This is a genomic window from Mesobacillus jeotgali, from assembly GCF_031759225.1.
Lineage (GTDB): Bacteria > Bacillota > Bacilli > Bacillales > Cytobacillaceae > Mesobacillus > Mesobacillus jeotgali_B.
This window is the reverse complement of the sequence record NZ_CP134494.1, coordinates 3,667,910-3,687,887: the sequence shown is the minus strand read 5'-3', so window position 1 is coordinate 3,687,887 and position 19,978 is coordinate 3,667,910. Positions and strand designations below refer to the sequence as shown.

Here is a 19,978-nt window from a genome sequence, read left to right as displayed (position 1 = left end):
TTATTTTTCACTAATTATATATTATAGTTCTTTTAAAGAAAGAAAAAGTATTGAGTGGGGGAATGGTCATGTGGAAATGGGAAGCAGATGGGGATGCTAAGGCTGTAATCGTGATGATTCATGGTGCGCTGGAGCATCATCGCCGGTATGGCTGGCTGATTGAAGCCTGGCGCTCATCCGGATTTCATGTCATAATGGGTGATTTGCCTGGGCAGGGCATGACGACTAGAGCGAACCGTGGCCATATTGATTCCTTTGACGAATATATTCTGGAAGTGAAAGAGTGGGTCGAAGCTGCGTATGACTTTGATCTCCCAGTATTTTTACTAGGCCACAGCATGGGCGGACTCGTTGCCATCCGCATGCTTCAGGAGGAACGGGTCGAGATTGCCGGCCTGATTTTGTCTTCGCCATGCCTTGGATTGGTACATTATCCTTCAAAAATGTGGGTATGCTATCACACGGCTTGAATGTCATTGTGCCGACTTTACGGATTTCGCCTGGCCTGTCCGTCGAGATGGCCACAAGGAATGAGGATGTCAGGGCGGTCGACGCGAATGACTCGCTTTACATCACCAAGGTGTCGGTCCGCTGGTACCGTGAACTGGTCGCAGCAATGGAGCTGGCGTTTGAAAATATGGATAAAGTTCAAGACGTCCCGACGCTGCTTCTGCAAGGAGGCGACGATAAGGTAGTCGATAAGCGTTCGGTAAAAGAATGGTTCAATAATGCCCCGCTTTCTGAAAAGCGCTATAAAGAGTGGCCAAAATGCTATCATGAAGTTTTCAATGAACCTGAACGTGAAGAGGTCTTCGACTATGCACATGATTTTGTCATCAGCCAGCTGAAGGCGATTGGATATGTTTATTAGAGATGGAAAGGGTGAAGATGCAGCATGATGATTCCATCGATGCCCATCAGTTTGATGTACCGTGTATACCGACAAGTCCTGCCTCAGGTCCATCGTGAGCTGGCATATTGGAAGAGCAGGGCTGAGGAAATCCCGAATCCTGAATTAAGAAGGCAGGCATTGGCCAGTATCGAGCACAAGACCTTCCATTGTGAGGGTGGGGCAATTTTAAGCCTGACCGCGAAAAAACAATATCAGCAGGCAATCCGGTTCATTGTCGCATACCAGACAATCAGTGATTATCTAGACAATCTATGTGACCGCAGCACGTCATTGGACCCGGTCGATTTCTCAGCATTGCATGAATCAATGGCAGATGCCATAGACATTGACAATCAGCTGAAAAATTATTACCGCGAACGGGAAGACCAGAATGATGGCGGGTATTTGATCGAGTTAGTGACTGTTTGCCGTGAAGTCCTCGGTGAGCTTGATCAGTATCATGAGATCAAGCAGCATCTCCAGGAGCTTTGTGATTATTACTGTGACTTGCAGATTCACAAGCATGTGGAGGTTACCGAACGAGTTCCACGGCTGCAATCTTGGTTCGACGGACATCGTGAAGGGATGCCGGAAATGGAATGGTATGAGTTCTCTGCCTGTACCGGTTCGACGCTCGGCATCTTTTGCCTCGTCTCCTATGCGCTTCGCGATGATTTCAAACCTGAATACGCTGATAGCATCCGCAATGGCTATTTTCCATACATACAAGGGCTGCATATTTTGCTCGATTATTTCATCGATCAGGAAGAGGACAGGGAAGGCGGCGATCTGAACTTCTGCTTCTATTATGAAAATGAAGAAGCATTATTCGAGCGGCTGCAGCATTTCGTGGAAAACGCCGACCATCACACGGCCCGATTGCCGCATCGGAAATTCCACAAACTGATCAACCGCGGACTGCTAGGGGTTTATCTCTCCGATGAAAAAGTACGGCGGCAGGAGCGGATCAGGAAGCTGGCAAGGGAAATGATCAAAACAGCCGGCCCCGTCAGCTACTTCTTTTATATCAATGGACGAGCCTATCGGTCATTGCAGAGGTGGGTACCTTCAGGGGTTGTGAAGGCGTTTATAAAGTAGGGTTTTAGCCAGGGGATTCCCTGGCTTTTTAAGTATTCGTTTATGTGAAAATTGAGCAATTCATTTAGGGTGTGTGTTCTCTAACGGACACAAAATGAGAAAAGAACCATCGATTTGTCCGATAGAGCCCTTCTAACGGACACAAAAAGAGAAAAGAGTCGTCAGTTTGTCCGATAGAGCCCTTCTAACGGACACAAATAGAGAAAAGAGCCGTCAGTTTGTCCGATAGAGCCCTTCTAACGGACACAAATAGAGAAAAGAGCCGTCAGTTTGTCCGATAGAGCTCTTCTAACGGACAAGAAATGAGAAAAGAACCATCGATTTGTCCGATAGAGCCCTTCTAACGGACACAAATAGAGAAAAGAGCCGTCAGTTAGTCCGATAGAGCGATCTGGTACCCAAGTTTGAAGAAAGGAAGTTGTTCATTCATCGATTTTGAGTAGATAAAAAGGATCCTTCGCAAATGAAGGACCCTACCTCTTCTCAATCGCAATAATAAACGGCGGATTGTTTTTTTGGTTCAGGAATTTATACTCTAATACATGTGCGATATTCTGATCGAGTGATTTTACATACCGCAATAAATAGTCTCTTTCCACTTTGCCTTCTGGGTGCCCATGATAAATCACGATCACGATGATGCCTTCTGGGGCCATGATTCCCAGCAACTGGTCTATGGCCTGGATGGTTGTCTCGGGGACAGTGACGATGTCTTTATTGCCGCCGGGCAGGTAGCCGAGGTTGAAAACAGCACCGGTTATTTTTCCAAAATGCAGCGGAGGAATGCATTCTGTGATGTTTTCATGTCCGGAATGGAACAGTGTCACCTGATCCTGCAAACCATGGTCCCGAAGCTTCGTTTTACATGACATTAATGCTTCATCCTGGATATCGAATCCGTAAATCCTGCCGGACGGGCCGACCAGGTTGGCTAAAAATAGTGTGTCATGTCCGTTTCCTACTGTCGCATCTACCGCAATATCCCCGGGCTTAACGGCCAGTTCAAGAAGGTTCCTGGCGAAAGGAAGAATTCGTTCAAGCTTCATTTTTAATCACCACTTTGTTCCCAGTATAAAACTTTCCTTGCCAGCTGTCGCGGCGCTTCAGTTCTCTGTCAATCGCATTCAGTACTTCCCATTTATTGACGCTCCACATCGGTCCCACCATCAGCTCGATCGGCCCATCTCCGGTAATTCGGTGGATGATCATTTCTGGAGGGAGGATTTCAAGCTGGTCACAGACCAATTTTACATAGTCCTCAAAGTTAAGAAATTGGAGCAGCCCTTTTTCATACTGCTTGACCATCGGAGTTCCTTTCAAAAGGTGGAGAAGATGGATTTTGATTCCCTGCACGTCGAGTTTCGCGACTTCTTGTGCAGTCTCCATCATCATTTCAGGTGTTTCCTGAGGCAGCCCGTTGATGATATGTGAACATACTCTGATACCATGCTTCCGCAGCTTGTCCACACCTTCTTTGTACGTTTCATAATCATGAGCACGGTTGATCAGGCTGGCTGTTTTTTCGTGAACTGTCTGGAGTCCAAGCTCTACCCATAAATACGTTCGCTCATTGAGTTCAGCCAGATATTCCACGACATCGTCAGGCAGGCAATCGGGCCTTGTTGCGATGGATAGTCCCACGACGCCTTCCTCGTTCAGCACCGTTTCGTATTTTTCCCTTAGTACCTCTACCGGGGCGTGTGTATTGGTGAAAGCCTGGAAGTAAGCCATATACTTGCCATCTTTCCATTTCGTGTGCATTTTTTCTTTTATCTTTTTGAATTGCGTGCCGAGATCTTCTACTCTGTCACCGGCAAAATCCCCTGAGCCAGCTGCACTGCAAAAAGTACAGCCGCCGTGGGCTACCGTGCCGTCACGGTTGGGACAATCAAATCCGCCATCTAGCGCCACTTTGAAAACCTTGTGGCCAAAGTGGTTACGTAAATGGTAATTCCATGTATGGTATCGTTTATCATCTGTTGCGTAGTGAAAAGGGTTGGTCTGAATCATGCCAGAAACCTCCTAATAGCCTGTCTGTCAAAAAAATGAATAATAAAAATTGTACCATTTAGAGAACATGAATCCAATTGCAAAAAGATTACAAAAAGCTTTTGCCATCATTAAACATTTACGAAATCGTGATAGGAAAAAGTATTGTGAACAAAATAAAGAAGAAGCAGACTTTGCTTCAGCACCAAGTAAAGGAGGGGCTACAATTGGCAACACGTCAATCGGTTGACCAGTTACTTCAGCAATGTGAGGATGCAATCAACCTTGCACAGGAACAATACAAGCAAGCCGCGACTCAGGAGCATTATACTGATGGCGATTTTACCAATGCACTGCAGGCACTTGAGGATGCCTACAATGATTTGGCAAAGCTCGCCTTCAGTGCGAATGCTCAGCAGCGCGACCAGCTTCACAGGATGAGACTACAGCTTCAAAATGTCCAGAACAACATGATTTTGCTTGATCACTAAAACAGGAGGGAAACATCTTGAAAAAGCGCTCAAAGCAGAACAATCCTGAACAAAAAACAAGGAACGGCGTCAATAATCAGGATCTCGAGCTTGGTATGGATCATGATCCGGTAAAAGAAGCCAAGAAGAAATATGAAAAGAGCGGCGGACAGCCTGTAAAATCAAAATTCCATCCTGAACCAGAGCAATCTTCATAAATTTGTAACACCCTCACTTCTTTTCAGAAGTGGGGTTTTTTTGTTTTTTCTTTCGAGATTTGTCCAGCTCCAGCGACTAGCCAGTTTTCATCCCTGAGAAAGCCTCCTCGAGTATCTTGCGAGAAGCGTTAGCTTTGAGCAGCTCGAGTCGCTTCGGTCCGCCCAATGAAGTCAAAGAACGACTTCACCGGTCGGCCCTCCAGCGCTTGTCGGGGCTGACCAAGGCGCTTTCGCTTTTCTAATTAATACCCCCCGTTCACAAATCGGATAAAACTGACGAAAATTCCGTGATTTAAATCACAGATTGAGGGCTTTTAGAAATGGTTTAAATAAGGTAGACCAAAAAGGTGATTAAGTTTGAAAGTCCTTATAAATAAAAAATCGATTTTTCAATACGAGTTGTCTTGTGAAAACATTCACGAAATTGTCACACATAGAAAGGAGCTAATCAAATGATATTTAAGAAGTTAATATTTGCTCTCGTTTTTTTATTATTGATAATCCAGCTTCCGAATAAGGGAAATGCAGAGACAGAGGCCAATGTCCTGAATATGGAGGAACTCACGATCCAGGTGATGCCAGAGTACTCGTATCATCCGAAAGATAAGAAGAAGAATCCGCCGCTCTTGGTCGGTTACCATGGGGCACTGAAGAACAATGCACAGGAAGCACAAAAAGGCCAGGTCGTCATTCCGCTGCCAATGGAAGAGAAGAATTTCAGGATTGGGTTTGTGGCTGATTATTCTCGTGACCTGACTGAAATGAATGAAATTGAATACGAACTAAATAAGGAAAGTGGAACGATTTCCTGGGAAACAAGTGAAGAAATTCAGCCTCAGGAGATTTACAAATTTGTGATTGAGTACTATACCGACAGCATCAAGGAAAAAGAGGATTCCAAGACGCTGGCTTATGAATTTAAAAACTTCGCTGATATCGGCTTGTTCAACTTGATTTTCGTTGAGCCGCTTAATTCGGAAAGCTTCAAGCTGGAGCCGGCTTCAGAGCAGCACCAGAAAAACTCCTACAACATGAACATGTTCCTTTATCAAAGCCAAGGAATGAAGCCTGGTGAAGAAAAGCAAATCACGCTTGAATACAAACGTGCAGACGATAGGACGACTGCCGAAATCATGGAAGACATGGCCGGTGATGCGAAGAAGGCCGGCACGGTCAAACAGAATGAAGAAAAAATGCCTTTATGGCTTGTCATAACCGTCATTGGCAGTGTGACTGTAGCTGCTGCCGTCCTGTTGGTTTTCATCATGAGGAAAAAGAAAGTTCAGCCGGTAAAAAGCGGTGTGTCAAATGATTTCGAAGCTAAAAAGGCAAAGCTCCGCGGTATGCTCGTTGAAGGAAGCATCACGGAAGCAGAGTATAACGAATTGATCAAAAAGCTGGGAGGCAGATAAGTATGTCCAAAAATAAAAAAATCGTAATGGGTTTGGGTCTTGCGGCAGTCGCGTTCGTGATCATGATGTTTTCAACGATGCCTAGTGCGGGAAGCAAGGAAATCACGATCGCTGACCTCAGCAAGAATGGTTCGAAATATGAAGGCGATTATATTATGACTCAGGGCCTGCTCAATAAAGAGTCAGTACAATGGGATGCTGACAAGCTTGAACTCCGATTTGAACTTTACGAGGAAGACCAGGGAACGCTTCAAGTATTCCATAAAGGCATCAAGCCGGATAACTTCTCAGAGGATGTCATCGTCCTTGTGGAAGGTTTTATCCAAAAAGACGGAGTGTTCGAAGCAGAAAAAGTACAGACCAAATGCCCGACAAAATATGAAGGCGAAGACATGGAGAACTATGATGCCGAAATGCATAAGGAAATGTACAAAAATGACAAGCCGGAATAAAACAGATGGGTGGTTATCTGTATGTATCTAATTGGGAACATCTCAATCTACCTTGGAATCGTGATTTCGCTTTATGGAATCATTGCCAATATCGTCGGAATCAAGAAGAAAAGCAGCAAGTGGCTAGAAAGTGCAAGAGGTGCAGTACTTTCTCTTGCTTTTGTGGCAAGCATCGCCTCTTTCCTGCTGCTCTACCTTCTCGGCACGAGCCAGTTCCAATATAAATATGTGGCTTCCTATACGAATGAAAGCCTGCCAATGGCCTATAAGTTGACGGCCTTCTGGGCGGGGAATGCGGGATCCTTGTTGTTATGGGCTTTCCTTTTGGCACTGTACGGTGCTATGGTCGTTTTTTCAAAAGAGAAAAAGAACCCAATGATGCCGTATGTATCAAGCATCCTGATGGTCAACATCCTGTTCTTTTTCACAGTGATGGCGCTCAATGCCAACCCTTTTGAAATGACCGATAAAATTCCGGCTGACGGAAAAGGGTTAAACCCGATGCTGCAGAATCCGGGAATGATCCTGCACCCTGTCACACTCTATATGGGCTATGTCGGGCTGGCAGTCCCATTCGCGTTCGGGATTGCGGCACTGATCCTGAAGAGAATGGATTCAGAGTGGATCAAGCTGACGAGAAGATGGACTTTGCTTGCATGGCTGTTCCTGACGCTCGGCAATGTGATTGGCGGATGGTGGGCATACCTTGAATTAGGCTGGGGCGGCTACTGGGCATGGGACCCGGTTGAAAATGCCTCATTCCTTCCGTGGCTGACCGTATCGGCATTCCTGCACTCAGTGATGATACAGGAACGGAAAAACATGCTGAAAACCTGGAACGTCAGTTTGATCATCTTATCTTATATCCTGACGCTGTTTGGGACCTTCCTCGTCAGAAGTGGAATCCTGACGAGTGTCCATGCATTCGGGGACAGCAATCTTGGTACGTACTTCCTTGTTTTCATGGCGTTCATGATGCTGTTTTCTCTTTATGTAGTGATGACAAGGTACGGACTGATCAAGAAAGACAGCAGTCCAATAGAGGCATATTTTTCAAAAGAAAGCAGCTTCCTGCTGAACAACCTGATTCTTGTGGCAGCGGCTTTCGCCGTATTCTGGGGAACAATGTATCCGCTGATTTCGGAAACTTTTACAGGAACAAAAGTCAATGTCGGCGCGCCATATTTCAATAAAGTGATGGCTCCGATCTTGCTGGTCCTGATTGTATTGATGGGCATCTGTCCGCTGATCGCCTGGCAAAAAGCAGTATTCGAAAAGTTCATGAAGAACATGCTCTGGCCGCTGGCTATGGGTGTTGCCACAGCCATCATCCTGTTCGCTTTTGGGGTCAAGGGAATCTACGCAATTATCGGACTATCGGCAACAAGCTTCATGTTTGGTACGCATCTGCAGGAGTTTGTCAGAGGCATCAATGCCCGACGGAAAGCAACGAAGGAAAACATCCTGAAGGCAGCGTTCAAGCTGACGGTGAAAAATCAGCGCCGCTATGGCGGTTATATCGTCCATATCGGGATTGCCATCATCGCGGTAGGTGTCATTTCTTCGCACACTTACTCAACAGAGGTGCTGAAAACGGTGGATGTGGGCAATAGCATCAAGACGGGGGATTACAGCCTTAAATTCAACGAACTGACTGAACATACGAAAAACGGCAATGGCATAGTGGTGGCCGATATTGATGTCACGTATAAGGGCAAGGACATCGGCAAGATCAAGCCGGAAAAAATCTTTTATGAAACTTGGCCAGAACCATCAACAGAGGTATCGATCAAGACAAACTGGAGCCAGGATTTGTACGTGGTATTAAGCTCATGGGAGAACAAAGACAAAGTGACGTTCATGGTAAAAGTGAATCCATTTGTAAGCTGGATCTGGATCGGCGGCATCATCATGGTGATTGGCACGGCTTTCGCACTAATAGGCGGCAGGCCGACAACCTTCCGTTACCAAATCAATAAAGGCATTTCGAAAGTGGGAGGGTGAAGAAAGTGAACAGGAAAATTCTTATAACAACACTCCTTTTGCTGATCGTAATCCCTGGCATGACAACAGCCTTTACCTATAACTCAAAAGAATTCAAGCAGATCATCGGCCAGCTTGATATGCAAGGTCATGCTGATCATGAATTATCCACCTGTTCAGTAAAGAAGATTTACTACGACGAAGTGATTGAGATGCTGAATGGCGGAAAGACAGAAACTGAAATCATCCAATCCTATGTAGATGAATACGGCCAGGCGGCTTTGAGAACTCCGGGCGGCGGCACAAGCGGCTGGATTGCCTGGGGGATGCCCGCTGCCGGAGTAGGAATCGGCAGCGTGATCGTCGGTGTCTGGCTCAGGAAATTGACGGTCAAGAAAGCAGAATCAAAGCTTGAGACGAAGGAAGAATGGACTTCGGAAGTGGAGAAAGAAATTGCGGTAAAAACATTTGACGAAGAGCGCCGGAAGCTTTTCTAGGAGCTGATCAAAATGGATTATGTATTTTTAATAATAGGCTCACTCGTGATCATTACTTGCTTTTACTTCATCATCTCTCCGTTTTTCTCAGCTGGCGAGGTACCGGCTGCGGGCTTGGAGACAGAAAGTGAGAAGCTGACGCTGGAGCAGATCTACAACGCTGTGAATGAACTGGAGATGGACTTTTTAATGAAGAAAATCACCCGTGAGGATTTTGAAAAATTGAAAGAAAACTACCAATTGCTTGGTGCTGAAATATTAAAGGAAGAAGCGCAGGGACAAAAGGCAAAACATCTGCCAGGGAGCAAAAAGAAAATAAAGGATGCAGAAGCAGAAGCGGAAATTCTTAGAGAGCTGAAGAAGCTTCGCCAGCAGAAGGGGTGATCAGTATGACACCGGCCTACCATCCTGAATGGCTTGTGAATTTCTGGTTGGCGACTCCAGGGTTGAACATGGTGAATCCACACTACTTGCTGATTGTTTTAGGTGCTGCCATTGCTATTGTCTGGTATTCAAGGAGGCGGAGGAAGCTTGCAGAAGACATCAACGGTGAGGAGGACCAGTTATTCAGACACCTTCTCCATAGAAGAAAAGTGATTGAAGGGGAGCTCGCCGGACTTGAAACAAGGCTGTCGGCAGCGGAAATCACCGAAGAGAATTTTCACAAGCTGAAATTTGAATACCAGAGCCATCTCGCTCAGGTAAACAAAGAACTGAAACAATACACTTAACGAAAGAGTTGGGGAACATGCTGGAACTGAGAAAAATGACCAAAATGCTGGGAGATAAGCTCGTTTTAAGGAACATCACCCTTTCATTGGAAAAAGGGGAGATCTTAGCGGTGATAGGCCCGAATGGAGCAGGGAAGAGCACCTTCTTTAAATGCACAGTCGGACTCCTGCAGCCGACGAGCGGGGAAATTTTCCTCGACGGTGAACTCGTTAAGAAGAATTCACCACAGGTAAAACAGCGAATTGGCTTCCTGGGTCATGAATCATTCCTGTATAACAATCTGTCCCCGCTTGAAAATCTTAAATTTTACGGAAAGCTTTACAAAGTTAAGAATTTGGAAAGCAAATCCAATGCGCTTTTAAAAGAAGTGGGGCTCCATCTATTCCGCGATATGCCCATTCGTTCCTTTTCAAGAGGGATGATGCAAAGGCTGGCCATCGCAAGGGTGCTGCTGCCTGAACCGGATATCCTGATGCTGGATGAGCCGCATACTGGGCTTGACCAGGAGGCTGTAGCCCTTCTTAACAGCATCATTAAAAGCAAACGGGACAGCGGGACGTCGATCCTGATCATCTCGCATGATTTTGAGCAGGTTCATGCACTTGCTGACAGGGCGGCCGTACTGAAAAAAGGCAAGATTGTCTCAACAAAGCTTCTTGGAGAGGAAGTAAGCCTTGCGGAAATGAAAACCTGGTACGAAGCTGAGGTGAAGAGCTCATGATTTCGATTCTTAGAGATGCCTGGACGATTGCCAGCAAAGACCTGAGCAATGAGATCAAAACAAAGCAGACAATCGGGATGATGGTCATTTTCTCGAGTCTCGTTGTCCTGATCTTCAGCTTTGCCTTTGATCCGACGAACAATATGGTCAAAGCGGTCATTCCAGGGCTTGTCTGGCTGATCACCGTGTTTTCCGGGATCCTCGGACTGAACCGCTCCTTCCTTTCGGAACACGAAAACGATGCTCTGACAGGGCTGCGTTCTGCGCCAATCGATCCTTCCAGCATCTATCTTGGAAAGGTTTTAGCGAACTTTATCCTCGTTACGGCAGTACAGCTTGTCAGCATTCCTGTTCTGTTTCTGCTCTTCGACTACAGGTTTTTTGGAAAGGTAACCTGGTTCATCCTGGTTGTCATCATCGGCACGCTGGGCTTCATCATCGTCGGGACTTTCCTGGCCGCGCTTGCGGCGAACGCAAAGAACAGTGAGATGCTTTTGCCGGTATTGCTGCTGCCGCTCTTAAGCCCGCTGTTGATCGCCGGAGTCCAGGCAACGAGGATCATCCTGGAAAATGAAGTGATTGCGGATGCATCTTCCTGGATCAGATTGATGGCTGCTTACGATTTATTGTTCCTGGCTGCGTGCTTTTTCTTATTCGAATTTATTATGGAGGGGTCATGATGATAAAGAATACTGGCATTATCGACCGGCTGTTGCTGTTCACGCTAATTCCATCATTTTTCATTGCACTATATTTGATTTTTATTTGGTCGCCTGTTGAAAAGGTAATGGGCGAGACACAAAAGATATTCTACTTTCATGTTGGCAGTGCCTGGGTCGCCTTCCTCGCATTCGGTGTTGTGGGTTACTACAGTGTGAGGGTTTTAATTAAACCGAGACTCCAGCATCATATCAATGCAGGAATCTCAGCTGAGATTGGTGTACTTTTCACGACCATCACATTGATCACCGGGATGATCTGGGGGAAATCAAGCTGGAATACTTGGTGGACATGGGAGCCGCGTCTGGCGACAACCCTGATCCTTTGGTTCATCTATGTTGCATATCTGTTCGTCCGCAAGATGGATGGTTCAATGGAGAAAATTGCAAGGTTGTCAGCTGTATTTGGGATCATTGGCGTCATCAATGTTCCGATCGTATTCATGGCGATTCGCTGGTGGAATACGAAGCTGCATCCGGTCGTGTTCGGTGAAGGCAAGAACCAATCAGGAGGCGGAATCGAGCCGGATATGCTTGTTGCATTGCTGTTCTCGATTTTTACAATAACCGTCCTATATGGATTCCTGATGAGAAAAGGAATCGAAATTGAAAAAATGAGGCATATCGTCAAAAAGGCAAAGTCAAAAGCAATTGAAAAGCTTGCAGGCTAATATTGAGGAGGAAATCAAAATGACTTACTTATTCATGGGATACTCAGTTATTTGGACGTTGATCGCTGGTTATGTTGTCGTGCTTGGACGCCGCCAGAAGCAATTGAAGAAAGAGCTGGAACTTCTAGAAGAGTGGAACTCAGATTTTTAATAAGGTGGTGATTAGAAATGGGCAAAAAGATTGGGCCAATCATCGTCATCGCTGCCGTCATCGGGATTCTCGGCTTTTTGGTCAGCGGACTGGGAGGGAAGGCTTCAGCCCAGCCAGGTGACCAGTCCATCGACTTTGAGCTGCAGGATATTGACGGAAATACTTATAAACTATCCGATTTCAAAGGCCAGCCCGTCGTCCTGAATTTCTTCGCGACATGGTGCGCGCCTTGCATCGATGAAGCCCCTGAGCTCGAAGAATTCGGCAACGAATATAAGGACGCTAAGCTATTGATCCTTGCTAAAGGCGAATCAAAAAAACGGATGGAAAAATATATTTCCGAAAGCAACTCTAAACTTACTTATCTTTTAGATACAAAAGAAGAAATTTCCAAGGATTACAATGTCATCGGACAGCCTGAAACGATCATCATCGACAGGAACGGCGTCATTGTTGAACGTTTCTCCGGCCCGACAACGAAGGACGATTTGGTCCGATTGATCCAGGAAAAAGTTTCACCTTAACCTTGGTTAAAGCACATTCGTGTTTTAATATGGCTGCATTGTTAGCTGAATTCTTCTAGCAGCGCAGCCTTTAGTAGATTGAATGATCAGCTATAAGGGAGGTGAAAAAAATGCTTAAAAAGCTGCTGGGAATAGACAAAAAGATGCTGTTATTCATTGGCGTATTTGCTGGAATCATTGTTTCTGTCGTCACGGTCAAAACGCTTGCGTATACAGATTCACCTGAATTTTGCTCAAGCTGCCATATCATGACAGAGGTCCATGACTCATTCTCTGATTCCAATCACGCCGGTCTGGCCTGCGGGGATTGCCATTTGCCTCATGAGAATATGGTTGAGAAATATACCTATAAGGCAAAAGCAGGGATGACGCATGTGTACTTCAACACACTTGGAGAAGCAAAAATCCCGAAGGTGCTCCACGCAACGGAAAATTCGGAGGAAGTCATAAATGAGAACTGCATCAGCTGTCATGAAAACACACTTGATAATGTATCGCATGATGCGAAGGACAGCTGTTCAAGCTGCCACCAGGCCGTTCCGCACGGCAAGGGCTTCAAAACAGAGGATTATTTTAAACCGCCGAAACCAGGCGAGCTTTTAGAAAATAAAGGAGGTACGATGAACAATGGCTAGAAATTTCCGCTGGGCATTCTTGCTCCTTGCGGCTGTCATGCTCATCATAACAGGCTGCTCCTCGGAAGAAGAAGCAACTTCCGCGAGCGAGCTGAAAACGGGGCTGAGCAAAGATGAAATCAGCAATGAGGCCTTCAAGGACCTTTTCCCGCTACAATATGACAGCTACAAGAAAAATGAAAAAATGGAGGATACGAAGTACAGCGGTTCCGTCAAACGAAGCAAGTTCGACCATGATAAGGAACCGTATCTGCCTGTCCTTTTTAACGGCTATGGCTTTGCGACCGAGTACAATGAGGACCGCGGTCATATTTACGCGAATGAGGATGTCCGGGCGATCGCGCGTATCACTGATAAATCAATTGGTTCATGCTTAACTTGTAAATCGACTGCAGTTCCTCACATGATTGAGGAAATGGGTGATGATTACTGGGGAGGCAATTTTAACGAAGACATCTGGCCAAAGGCAGAAGCGATGGGCCATTCACCAATCGGCTGCTCTGACTGCCATGACCCGCAGACAATGGATTTGCGCGTCACACGCCCTAGCTTCATCAAGGCAATGGAATCACAGGGAATCGACATGTCCAATCCGACGAAGAATGATATGAGAAACTATGTTTGCGGACAGTGCCACGTAGAGTACTATTTTGCAGCAGATAATGGAGAAGTAACTTTCCCATGGGCAAACGGATTTGAACCTGAAGATATGTACGAATACTATGAAACTACTGCTAAAGAGCAAGGTTTTGAGAAGGACTGGATTCACAACGTTTCAGGAACACCTATGCTAAAAGCACAGCACCCCGATTTTGAGACTCATATCGAAGGCCCGCACGGTGAAGCAGGAGTTACATGTTCAGACTGTCACATGCCATATGACCGTGTGGATGGCAAAAAGAAAATCAGCTCACACTGGTGGACGTCACCGCTTAAGACAATGGATCAATCATGCGCAACCTGCCATACCAACAGGGAGATGGAAGAACTAGAAGAACGTGTAATTGGTATCCAGGATAAACATATGGAAGCACTTCATAAAGCTGAGGATATTTCGATCACCTCACACTATTACGTGAATAAGATGATTACTTCTGGTGTAAGCGAGGAGAAAATCAAGCAGGCTCAAGAGCATATCAGAAAAGGACAATGGTTCTGGGATATCGTGGCTGCCGAAAGTTCAGCAGGCTTCCACAATCCTCAGGGATCAATGGATTCATTGAGGGTATCAATTGAAGAGTCAAATGCGGCAATCAATCTAGCCATCGAGGAATTGACCAAGAAAGGCGTAAATCTGGAAGAAGTTAAAACAGAGATAGAAAAAGTGAAGAAGGCCGTTTACGACGAAAAAGATAACTTCAAGAAGAAAGACAAAGCAGTGAACAGTTACTTCCCGGCACAACAGCCAGCTCCAAAAAAATAGAGAATAGTAAATTTAGAGAAAAGATAAATACGAAAACACTGTGCAAATGGTAGTTTGTACGGTGTTTTCTTTAGTTTCACAGAAAATGGGGTGGGTGTCAATATTCCCAGATTCATTTTTAAAAATTCCTGCAAATACATGTGGCTCTGTGTGCATAATCCGGCGAAAAATCCCCGTAATTCAACGATCTGAAAATACTACGTAATTTTTAAAAATTTCTTCAAAAAAATAGAAAATTTCAACTTCAAATATCTGCTTAAATTCCTATTGCAACCAATTGTGAAAAGCTCTAGAATTACTTTGGTATCCGAAACTTATTGAATGAAAGAAGGCGTTTTTCATGCCTAGAGCCTTGTGGCTTTTAATTATCGGGATGGCAGTCAATGTTACTGGTTCCTCTTTTTTATGGCCTTTGAACACAATCTATATACATGACCACCTTGGCAAATCACTGTCTGTTGCAGGGATCGTCTTGATGCTTAATTCTGCAGCCAGCGTTATTGGCAATCTTTTTGGCGGCAGTCTTTTTGATAAAATCGGCGGATATAAGTCTATTATTCTTGGAATCAGCATTACCATTTTGGCATTGCTGGGCCTGACACTATGGCCAGGCTGGCCGCAGTATATTTTCTTTTTGACATTGGTTGGTTTTGGCTCCGGAATCGTTTTTCCGGCGATGTATGCAATGGCAGGTTCAGTATGGAAGGAAGGCGGCCGCAAAGCGTTCAATGCCATTTACGTGGCACAGAACCTGGGGGTAGCAGTTGGAGCTGCGCTTGGCGGACTTGTCGCATCCTATTCATTCCAGCTGATCTTCATGGCGAACGCAGCCATGTACCTGATTTTTATGATGATCGCGATTTTTGGCTATCGCAGCATCGACACCAGGGCAGCGAAGCAAACGAACGTCCTCCAGGAAAACGGCGCTGTCAAGAGCCAGACCAAGCTTTATGCGCTTCTTGTCCTTGCGGTTGGCTACCTGCTTTGCTGGGTTGGTTACGTCCAATGGCAAACAACAATCGCCGCTTATACTCAGGAATTGAACATTTCCCTGAACCAATATAGCATTCTCTGGACAATCAACGGCGCTCTTATCGTTCTTGGCCAGCCAGTAGTGAACAGGCTGATCAAGCCGTTCCAGAATAAACTGAAGCTGCAAATTATCATCGGCATGGTCATCTTCATGGTTTCCTATGCCGTTGCTGCAGGAGCTAATGCATTTTCAGGCTTTGTTGCGGGTATGGTGATCCTGACGATCGGGGAAATGTTGATCTGGCCGGCCGTTCCGACAATCGCAAATGACCTGGCTCCAAAAGGACGGGAAGGCTTTTACCAGGGAATCGTCAACAGCACCGCAACTGGCGGAAGGATGATCGGCCCGCTTATGGGAGGAATCCTTGTCGACCTGTACGGGATGCCGATGCTATTCGCCATTCTGATTGCGCTAATGTTTATTGGGATTTTCACCACTGTTATCTATGATCGAAAAATGAAGGGAACTGGCAACATTGCTGCACAAGCATAAAGATATACTATGGAGCTGGGCTGGGATGCCCGGCTCCTTTTTTAAGTGGTCAATTTACCAAGCTCGAGCTGCTATCCCGCTTTTCTAATCGGTCACAATTTATGCATTTTTTCTCGATAAAAAATGCATATTTTACATCTAATATAGGACTATGTGATTGTGGTATAATCATATTTTGAAAGACAAGGGGGTGAATGGGTTGAAATTTAAAATCCTCGGAATTGCGTTTTTGGCTGCAGGTTTATTGACTGCTTGTAATGGCGGAGAGGAATCTGCGAAACCTGAAGAACAACAAGAGAACATCAAGGAATTGGTGAGTGATTACAGCACGGGCAAAGTTAAGGGCCACAATGCTTCCATCACCTCACATGAACTGACGATTGCCGACAGTGAAGGGGACAAGCAAGTCTACGACACTTCGGAAGAAGACTTCTTTGTCTCGATCGCACCGTATGAAAATCAAACCCATCCTTGAACAAACCATAGCTTGACAGGTTGTCAAGGCGAACTAGTTGAAAAAGAGTTTGATGTATATATTGAAGATGAGGACGGAAATGTGGTCGTTGACGAAAAGATGATGTCCCATCAGAATGGTTTCATCGATTTGTGGCTTCCCCGTGATAAAAAGTTCAAAACAAAAATTGGATATAACGGGAAAACGGTTGAATCAGAAATATCCACATTTGAGAATGACGCAACATGCATAACAACCATGCAGCTTATGTGACGAAAGCACCTATTTTCAGGTGCTTTTTTTGTGTTCGTTATTATTTTCAGAAATGTGTGATAAAATCGAAAGAAAAACCAGGTGACGGATTATGAATGCGAAGCTTTTACATATCCCGGCAGATATTATTGAAACGATTGTCGAGAATGCGTTTGAATGGCTTGTAGTTGTCGATCGAGAAGGAAGGATCATCTATATCAATCATAATTATTGTGAGTTCCTTGAAGTCAATCGAGAAGAAACGATTGGCCAGCATGTGACTCAAGTGATCGAGAATACAAGGATGCATATTGTTGCACAGACTGGAAAAGAAGAACTTGCTGATTTGCAATTTATCAAGGGCAACTACATGATTGCCAACAGGGTGCCTATCATTAAAAATGGCGAAGTGATAGCAGCATTTGGGACGGTATTTTTCAGGGATACTCAAGAATGGATGAAAATGGACAGCCATGTAAAGAGCCTGCTGACCAGGATGCAGCCGTACATCCAGAAAATTGATTCGGGTGTGAAATATACGCTGGATGATATCCTAGGGGAATCTCAGCAGATTATCAGTCTAAAAGAAAAAGTGAAAATGGTAGCCAATAGTGATATATCCATTTTGATCAGGGGGGAGAGCGGTACAGGGAAAGAGTTGTTTGCCCACAGCATCCACCAGCTAAGCAGCCGAAGCCAGAAGCCGTTCATCAAGGTGAACTGCGGAGCAATCCCTGAAAACCTGCTCGAGTCGGAGTTATTCGGCTATGAAGAAGGAGCTTTTACAGGCGCGAAAAAAGGGGGGAAGAAGGGCAAATTCCAGCTGGCCAATGGCGGCACCCTCTTCCTGGATGAAATCGGGGACATGCCGCTAAGCATGCAGGTTAAACTTTTGCGTGCCTTGCAGGACGGGGAAATTGAACCGATTGGTTCGACGAAAACGATCTCGGTTGATGTGCGGATTATCGCGGCCACCAATAGGCCGCTCGAGAACATGATTGAAGAGAAACGGTTCAGGGAGGATTTGTTTTATCGGATTAATGTCGTTCCTTTCAGCGTTCCGCCATTAAGGGAACGTGCAGAGGATTTAACACTGCTGATTGCCTATTTTATTGAAAAAGTCACGAATCGGTTAGGCAAGCGGATTGCAGGAATCGAAAGCAGTGTCATGGAAATCCTGAAATCATACAGCTGGCCGGGGAATATCCGTGAACTGCAAAATGTCATTGAAGCTGCAGTCCATCTGACAAAAGGAGAACAAATCACCCTGGATTCCTTGCCGGATTACCTGCAAACACAGACCGCCATTGTCTTCAATAACAAGAGTCTAAAGGATATTGTTGAAGAAACAGAAAAATGGGTGCTGAAGCAGAGCCTTGATAGACATAATGACGACAAGGTACTTGTAGGCAGGGAACTGGGAATAAGCAGATCCACTCTTTATGAGAAGCTCAACAAATACGGTCTCTTATAGTCCGGGAATTCGGAATACTGTCCGATTTTCCGGACTTTCCTGTTTTCTAGCAATTTATAATTAAGTTTTCACTGTATGAATAGTGATTAACCAATGGGAGCAGGACAGGTTAGATGAGCATGGACTCTATTAGGGTAAGGAACTGCAAGATTGCTAGAGTCCGGAATTCGGGATTTTAAATGACTGAAAATTAAGACTAAACACTAAATCCCATGATGCGAAAAATTGGCACGATAGTTGCATTAAGTTAATACAGCAATTTTAATCAATATTTTTGTAAGCGTTACCATCCAAATAGAGGAGGAGGGCAGTTTTGTTTTTATTCAATTTAAATTTCAAGGGGGAAAAAGAATGCTGAGTATGATTGGATTGATAGGCGGTTTGGCTTTATTGATTTATCTGACGATGAGGGGCATGAACCTTCTGATTGTCGGGCCGATTTCGGCGTTGTTTGTTGCCGTGTTTAGCGGAATGCCACTGTTTCCGCAGCTGGTTGAAGAAGGAGCTGCCAACTTTGTCGGGAATTATATGTCCGGATTTTCAGGGTTTGTTACCGCATGGTACATGATGTTCCTGCTTGGGGCGATTTTTGGAAAAGTTATGGAGGATAGCGGTGCGGCTGACAGTGTGTCTGAGTTCATCGTCGAGAAGCTGGGCATGAAATATGCCGTGCTGGCCATTGTCGCTGCCTGTGCCGTGTTGACATATGGCGGCGTCAGCTTGTTTGTCGTAGCATTTTCAGTTTATCCAATGGCATTAAGCTTGTTCAGGCAGGCTAACCTGCCAAGGCGTTTCATCCCAGCTGCATTGGCCTTCGGATCGGTTACCTTCACGATGACGTCTGCCGGCTCTCCGGAAATCCAAAACTGGATTCCTATTCAATTCCTGAATACATCACCGATTGCCGGCTGGGAGGTCAGTGCCATCGTTGCCATCTTCATGATGATTTTCGGTTACTGGTGGCTGAAACGAATGATTACAAAAGCTGTCGCAAAGGGCGAGAAATTTGAAGCCAGGAAGACCGATCCAATGCTGGAAAAAAGGGAACTGCCCCATCCTCTTATGGGCCTTATTCCTCTAGTTGTTGTATTGGTGATTTCATTCGTTTTCCATGATTCATTAAAGCAATCAGCATTGATCATCGCTCTGCTTGGCGGTGTTGTCTCTGCCTATTTATTAAACCGCAAATACTTCAAAAACTTCTGGGAAGCAATTTCAGAAGGAACGATGGGTGCCTTGATTGCAATCGGTAATACAGCTGCTGTTGTTGGATTCGGCGGGGTAGCGAAAGCGGTGCCGGCTTTCCAGACGGCTGTTGATGCGATGACGAATATACCTGGAAGTCCATTGATCGGAGCGGCGATTGCCGTCAGCGTCATTGCCGGGATGACTGGTTCAGCATCCGGGGGCCAGGCAATTGCGCTTCCATTGCTCGCACCTCACTATATGGATATGGGGGTCAATCCAGAAGCACTGCACAGGGTAGCCGCCATTTCCTCCGGAGCGCTTGATTCCCTGCCGCATAATGGGTACGTAGTCACGACTGTCCGGGCAATCTGTGGCGAATCCCATCAGGATGCCTACAATCCAGTCGCAGCTGTGACTGTCATTGTACCGTTGATTGGTGTGGCGATTGCGATTGTTCTATTCTCTCTAGGATTAGGTATTTAAGAAAGGAGTTTCACG

At 45.5% G+C, this 19,978-nt stretch carries 22 protein-coding genes and 1 pseudogene; 21 read left to right on the top strand and 2 right to left on the bottom strand.

All coding sequences use genetic code 11. The annotated features are described in order from the left end of the window. Window positions 1–68: 68 nt before the first annotated feature. Window positions 69–871, top strand: a pseudogene (locus tag RH061_RS18510) (lysophospholipase). A gap of 24 nt (window positions 872–895) precedes the next feature. After that, window positions 896–1,990 carry a tetraprenyl-beta-curcumene synthase family protein gene (locus RH061_RS18505; RefSeq protein WP_311072324.1) on the top strand — a complete coding sequence of 365 codons (1,095 nt, stop codon included), beginning with the start codon at window positions 896–898 and terminating at the stop codon, window positions 1,988–1,990. A 473-nt stretch (window positions 1,991–2,463) separates the two neighbouring features. On the opposite strand, the gene mnmM is transcribed toward RH061_RS18505, so the two are convergent. Together mnmM and mnmL are read right to left on the bottom strand one after the other, a co-directional pair. After that, entirely contained in the window at window positions 2,464–3,036 is a 573-nt protein-coding gene (mnmM, locus tag RH061_RS18500) for a tRNA 5-(aminomethyl)-2-thiouridylate-methyltransferase MnmM (protein WP_311072323.1), read from the bottom strand. Beyond that, a complete protein-coding gene (gene mnmL, locus RH061_RS18495) occupies window positions 3,026–4,000 on the bottom strand; it encodes a tRNA modification radical SAM protein MnmL/YtqA (RefSeq protein ID WP_311072322.1) in 975 nt (324 codons plus the stop codon). Before mnmL ends, mnmM begins: the two co-directional genes overlap by 11 nt. Window positions 4,001–4,206: 206 nt before the next feature. Here mnmL and RH061_RS18490 point away from each other — a divergent pair, with 206 nt between their 5' ends. From RH061_RS18490 to RH061_RS18400, 19 genes are all read left to right on the top strand, one after another. Beyond that, window positions 4,207–4,470: a YtzC family protein gene (locus RH061_RS18490; protein ID WP_311072321.1), complete on the top strand. Its 264-nt coding sequence runs from the start codon at window positions 4,207–4,209 to the stop codon at window positions 4,468–4,470. A gap of 17 nt (window positions 4,471–4,487) precedes the next feature. Then, a complete protein-coding gene (locus RH061_RS18485; protein WP_311072320.1) occupies window positions 4,488–4,667 on the top strand; it encodes a glycogen biosynthesis protein GlgD in 180 nt (59 codons plus the stop codon). Between the two features lie 452 nt (window positions 4,668–5,119). Further along, window positions 5,120–6,079 (top strand): hypothetical protein, encoded by a 960-nt coding sequence (locus RH061_RS18480; protein WP_311072319.1) that lies wholly within the window; start codon window positions 5,120–5,122, stop codon window positions 6,077–6,079. A 2-nt stretch (window positions 6,080–6,081) separates the two neighbouring features. Then, the gene (locus tag RH061_RS18475) at window positions 6,082–6,531 is read left to right on the top strand and encodes a cytochrome c maturation protein CcmE (RefSeq protein WP_311072318.1); all 450 of its coding nucleotides are present in this window, start codon (window positions 6,082–6,084) and stop codon (window positions 6,529–6,531) included. A gap of 21 nt (window positions 6,532–6,552) precedes the next feature. Further along, entirely contained in the window at window positions 6,553–8,535 is a 1,983-nt protein-coding gene (locus RH061_RS18470) for a heme lyase CcmF/NrfE family subunit (RefSeq protein ID WP_311072316.1), read from the top strand. Between the two features lie 5 nt (window positions 8,536–8,540). Then, complete coding sequence (locus RH061_RS18465) at window positions 8,541–9,011, top strand: cytochrome c-type biogenesis protein CcmH (RefSeq protein WP_311072313.1); 471 nt, start codon at window positions 8,541–8,543, stop codon at window positions 9,009–9,011. Window positions 9,012–9,023: 12 nt separating this feature from the next. After that, complete coding sequence (locus RH061_RS18460) at window positions 9,024–9,395, top strand: hypothetical protein (RefSeq protein WP_311072312.1); 372 nt, start codon at window positions 9,024–9,026, stop codon at window positions 9,393–9,395. 5 nt (window positions 9,396–9,400) lie between these two features. Further along, the gene (locus tag RH061_RS18455; RefSeq protein WP_311072311.1) at window positions 9,401–9,742 is read left to right on the top strand and encodes a hypothetical protein; all 342 of its coding nucleotides are present in this window, start codon (window positions 9,401–9,403) and stop codon (window positions 9,740–9,742) included. A 17-nt stretch (window positions 9,743–9,759) separates the two neighbouring features. Beyond that, window positions 9,760–10,464 (top strand): heme ABC exporter ATP-binding protein CcmA, encoded by a 705-nt coding sequence (gene ccmA, locus RH061_RS18450; RefSeq protein ID WP_311072310.1) that lies wholly within the window; start codon window positions 9,760–9,762, stop codon window positions 10,462–10,464. Then, entirely contained in the window at window positions 10,461–11,144 is a 684-nt protein-coding gene (locus RH061_RS18445) for a heme exporter protein CcmB (protein ID WP_311072308.1), read from the top strand. Before ccmA ends, RH061_RS18445 begins: the two co-directional genes overlap by 4 nt. After that, complete coding sequence (locus RH061_RS18440) at window positions 11,141–11,854, top strand: cytochrome c biogenesis protein (RefSeq protein ID WP_311072306.1); 714 nt, start codon at window positions 11,141–11,143, stop codon at window positions 11,852–11,854. The genes RH061_RS18445 and RH061_RS18440 overlap by 4 nt, the downstream gene beginning before the upstream one ends. 19 nt (window positions 11,855–11,873) lie before the next feature. Continuing rightward, entirely contained in the window at window positions 11,874–12,005 is a 132-nt protein-coding gene (locus tag RH061_RS18435) for a CcmD family protein (protein ID WP_311072305.1), read from the top strand. A 17-nt stretch (window positions 12,006–12,022) separates the two neighbouring features. Further along, window positions 12,023–12,529, top strand: coding sequence for a TlpA family protein disulfide reductase (locus RH061_RS18430; protein WP_311072303.1), 507 nt, complete (start codon window positions 12,023–12,025; stop codon window positions 12,527–12,529). Window positions 12,530–12,639: 110 nt separating this feature from the next. Continuing rightward, window positions 12,640–13,164, top strand: coding sequence for a cytochrome c3 family protein (locus tag RH061_RS18425; RefSeq protein ID WP_311072301.1), 525 nt, complete (start codon window positions 12,640–12,642; stop codon window positions 13,162–13,164). Then, the gene (locus RH061_RS18420) at window positions 13,157–14,587 is read left to right on the top strand and encodes an ammonia-forming cytochrome c nitrite reductase subunit c552 (protein WP_311072300.1); all 1,431 of its coding nucleotides are present in this window, start codon (window positions 13,157–13,159) and stop codon (window positions 14,585–14,587) included. The genes RH061_RS18425 and RH061_RS18420 overlap by 8 nt, the downstream gene beginning before the upstream one ends. A 340-nt stretch (window positions 14,588–14,927) precedes the next feature. Continuing rightward, window positions 14,928–16,112, top strand: coding sequence for an MDR family MFS transporter (locus RH061_RS18415; RefSeq protein ID WP_311072298.1), 1,185 nt, complete (start codon window positions 14,928–14,930; stop codon window positions 16,110–16,112). Between the two features lie 199 nt (window positions 16,113–16,311). Continuing rightward, the gene (locus RH061_RS18410; RefSeq protein WP_311072296.1) at window positions 16,312–16,839 is read left to right on the top strand and encodes a CueP family metal-binding protein; all 528 of its coding nucleotides are present in this window, start codon (window positions 16,312–16,314) and stop codon (window positions 16,837–16,839) included. 91 nt (window positions 16,840–16,930) lie between these two features. Next, window positions 16,931–18,292, top strand: a complete 1,362-nt coding sequence (locus RH061_RS18405) for a sigma-54 interaction domain-containing protein (RefSeq protein ID WP_311072294.1) — start codon at window positions 16,931–16,933, stop codon at window positions 18,290–18,292. A gap of 351 nt (window positions 18,293–18,643) precedes the next feature. After that, on the top strand, window positions 18,644–19,963 hold the full coding sequence (locus RH061_RS18400) for a GntP family permease (protein ID WP_311072291.1): 1,320 nt from the start codon (window positions 18,644–18,646) through the stop codon (window positions 19,961–19,963). The last annotated feature ends 15 nt before the right edge of the window (window positions 19,964–19,978 follow it).

Coding starts and splice junctions, on each gene's coding strand:
- RH061_RS18505 (WP_311072324.1), top strand. CDS start 896: ATGATGATTCCATCGATGCCCATCAGTTTGATGTACCGTGTATACCGA.
- mnmM (WP_311072323.1), bottom strand. CDS start 3,036: ATGAAGCTTGAACGAATTCTTCCTTTCGCCAGGAACCTTCTTGAACTG.
- mnmL (WP_311072322.1), bottom strand. CDS start 4,000: ATGATTCAGACCAACCCTTTTCACTACGCAACAGATGATAAACGATAC.
- RH061_RS18480 (WP_311072319.1), top strand. CDS start 5,120: ATGATATTTAAGAAGTTAATATTTGCTCTCGTTTTTTTATTATTGATA.
- RH061_RS18475 (WP_311072318.1), top strand. CDS start 6,082: ATGTCCAAAAATAAAAAAATCGTAATGGGTTTGGGTCTTGCGGCAGTC.
- RH061_RS18470 (WP_311072316.1), top strand. CDS start 6,553: ATGTATCTAATTGGGAACATCTCAATCTACCTTGGAATCGTGATTTCG.
- RH061_RS18460 (WP_311072312.1), top strand. CDS start 9,024: ATGGATTATGTATTTTTAATAATAGGCTCACTCGTGATCATTACTTGC.
- RH061_RS18455 (WP_311072311.1), top strand. CDS start 9,401: ATGACACCGGCCTACCATCCTGAATGGCTTGTGAATTTCTGGTTGGCG.
- ccmA (WP_311072310.1), top strand. CDS start 9,760: ATGCTGGAACTGAGAAAAATGACCAAAATGCTGGGAGATAAGCTCGTT.
- RH061_RS18445 (WP_311072308.1), top strand. CDS start 10,461: ATGATTTCGATTCTTAGAGATGCCTGGACGATTGCCAGCAAAGACCTG.
- RH061_RS18440 (WP_311072306.1), top strand. CDS start 11,141: ATGATGATAAAGAATACTGGCATTATCGACCGGCTGTTGCTGTTCACG.
- RH061_RS18435 (WP_311072305.1), top strand. CDS start 11,874: ATGACTTACTTATTCATGGGATACTCAGTTATTTGGACGTTGATCGCT.
- RH061_RS18430 (WP_311072303.1), top strand. CDS start 12,023: ATGGGCAAAAAGATTGGGCCAATCATCGTCATCGCTGCCGTCATCGGG.
- RH061_RS18425 (WP_311072301.1), top strand. CDS start 12,640: ATGCTTAAAAAGCTGCTGGGAATAGACAAAAAGATGCTGTTATTCATT.
- RH061_RS18420 (WP_311072300.1), top strand. CDS start 13,157: ATGGCTAGAAATTTCCGCTGGGCATTCTTGCTCCTTGCGGCTGTCATG.
- RH061_RS18415 (WP_311072298.1), top strand. CDS start 14,928: ATGCCTAGAGCCTTGTGGCTTTTAATTATCGGGATGGCAGTCAATGTT.
- RH061_RS18405 (WP_311072294.1), top strand. CDS start 16,931: ATGAATGCGAAGCTTTTACATATCCCGGCAGATATTATTGAAACGATT.
- RH061_RS18400 (WP_311072291.1), top strand. CDS start 18,644: ATGCTGAGTATGATTGGATTGATAGGCGGTTTGGCTTTATTGATTTAT.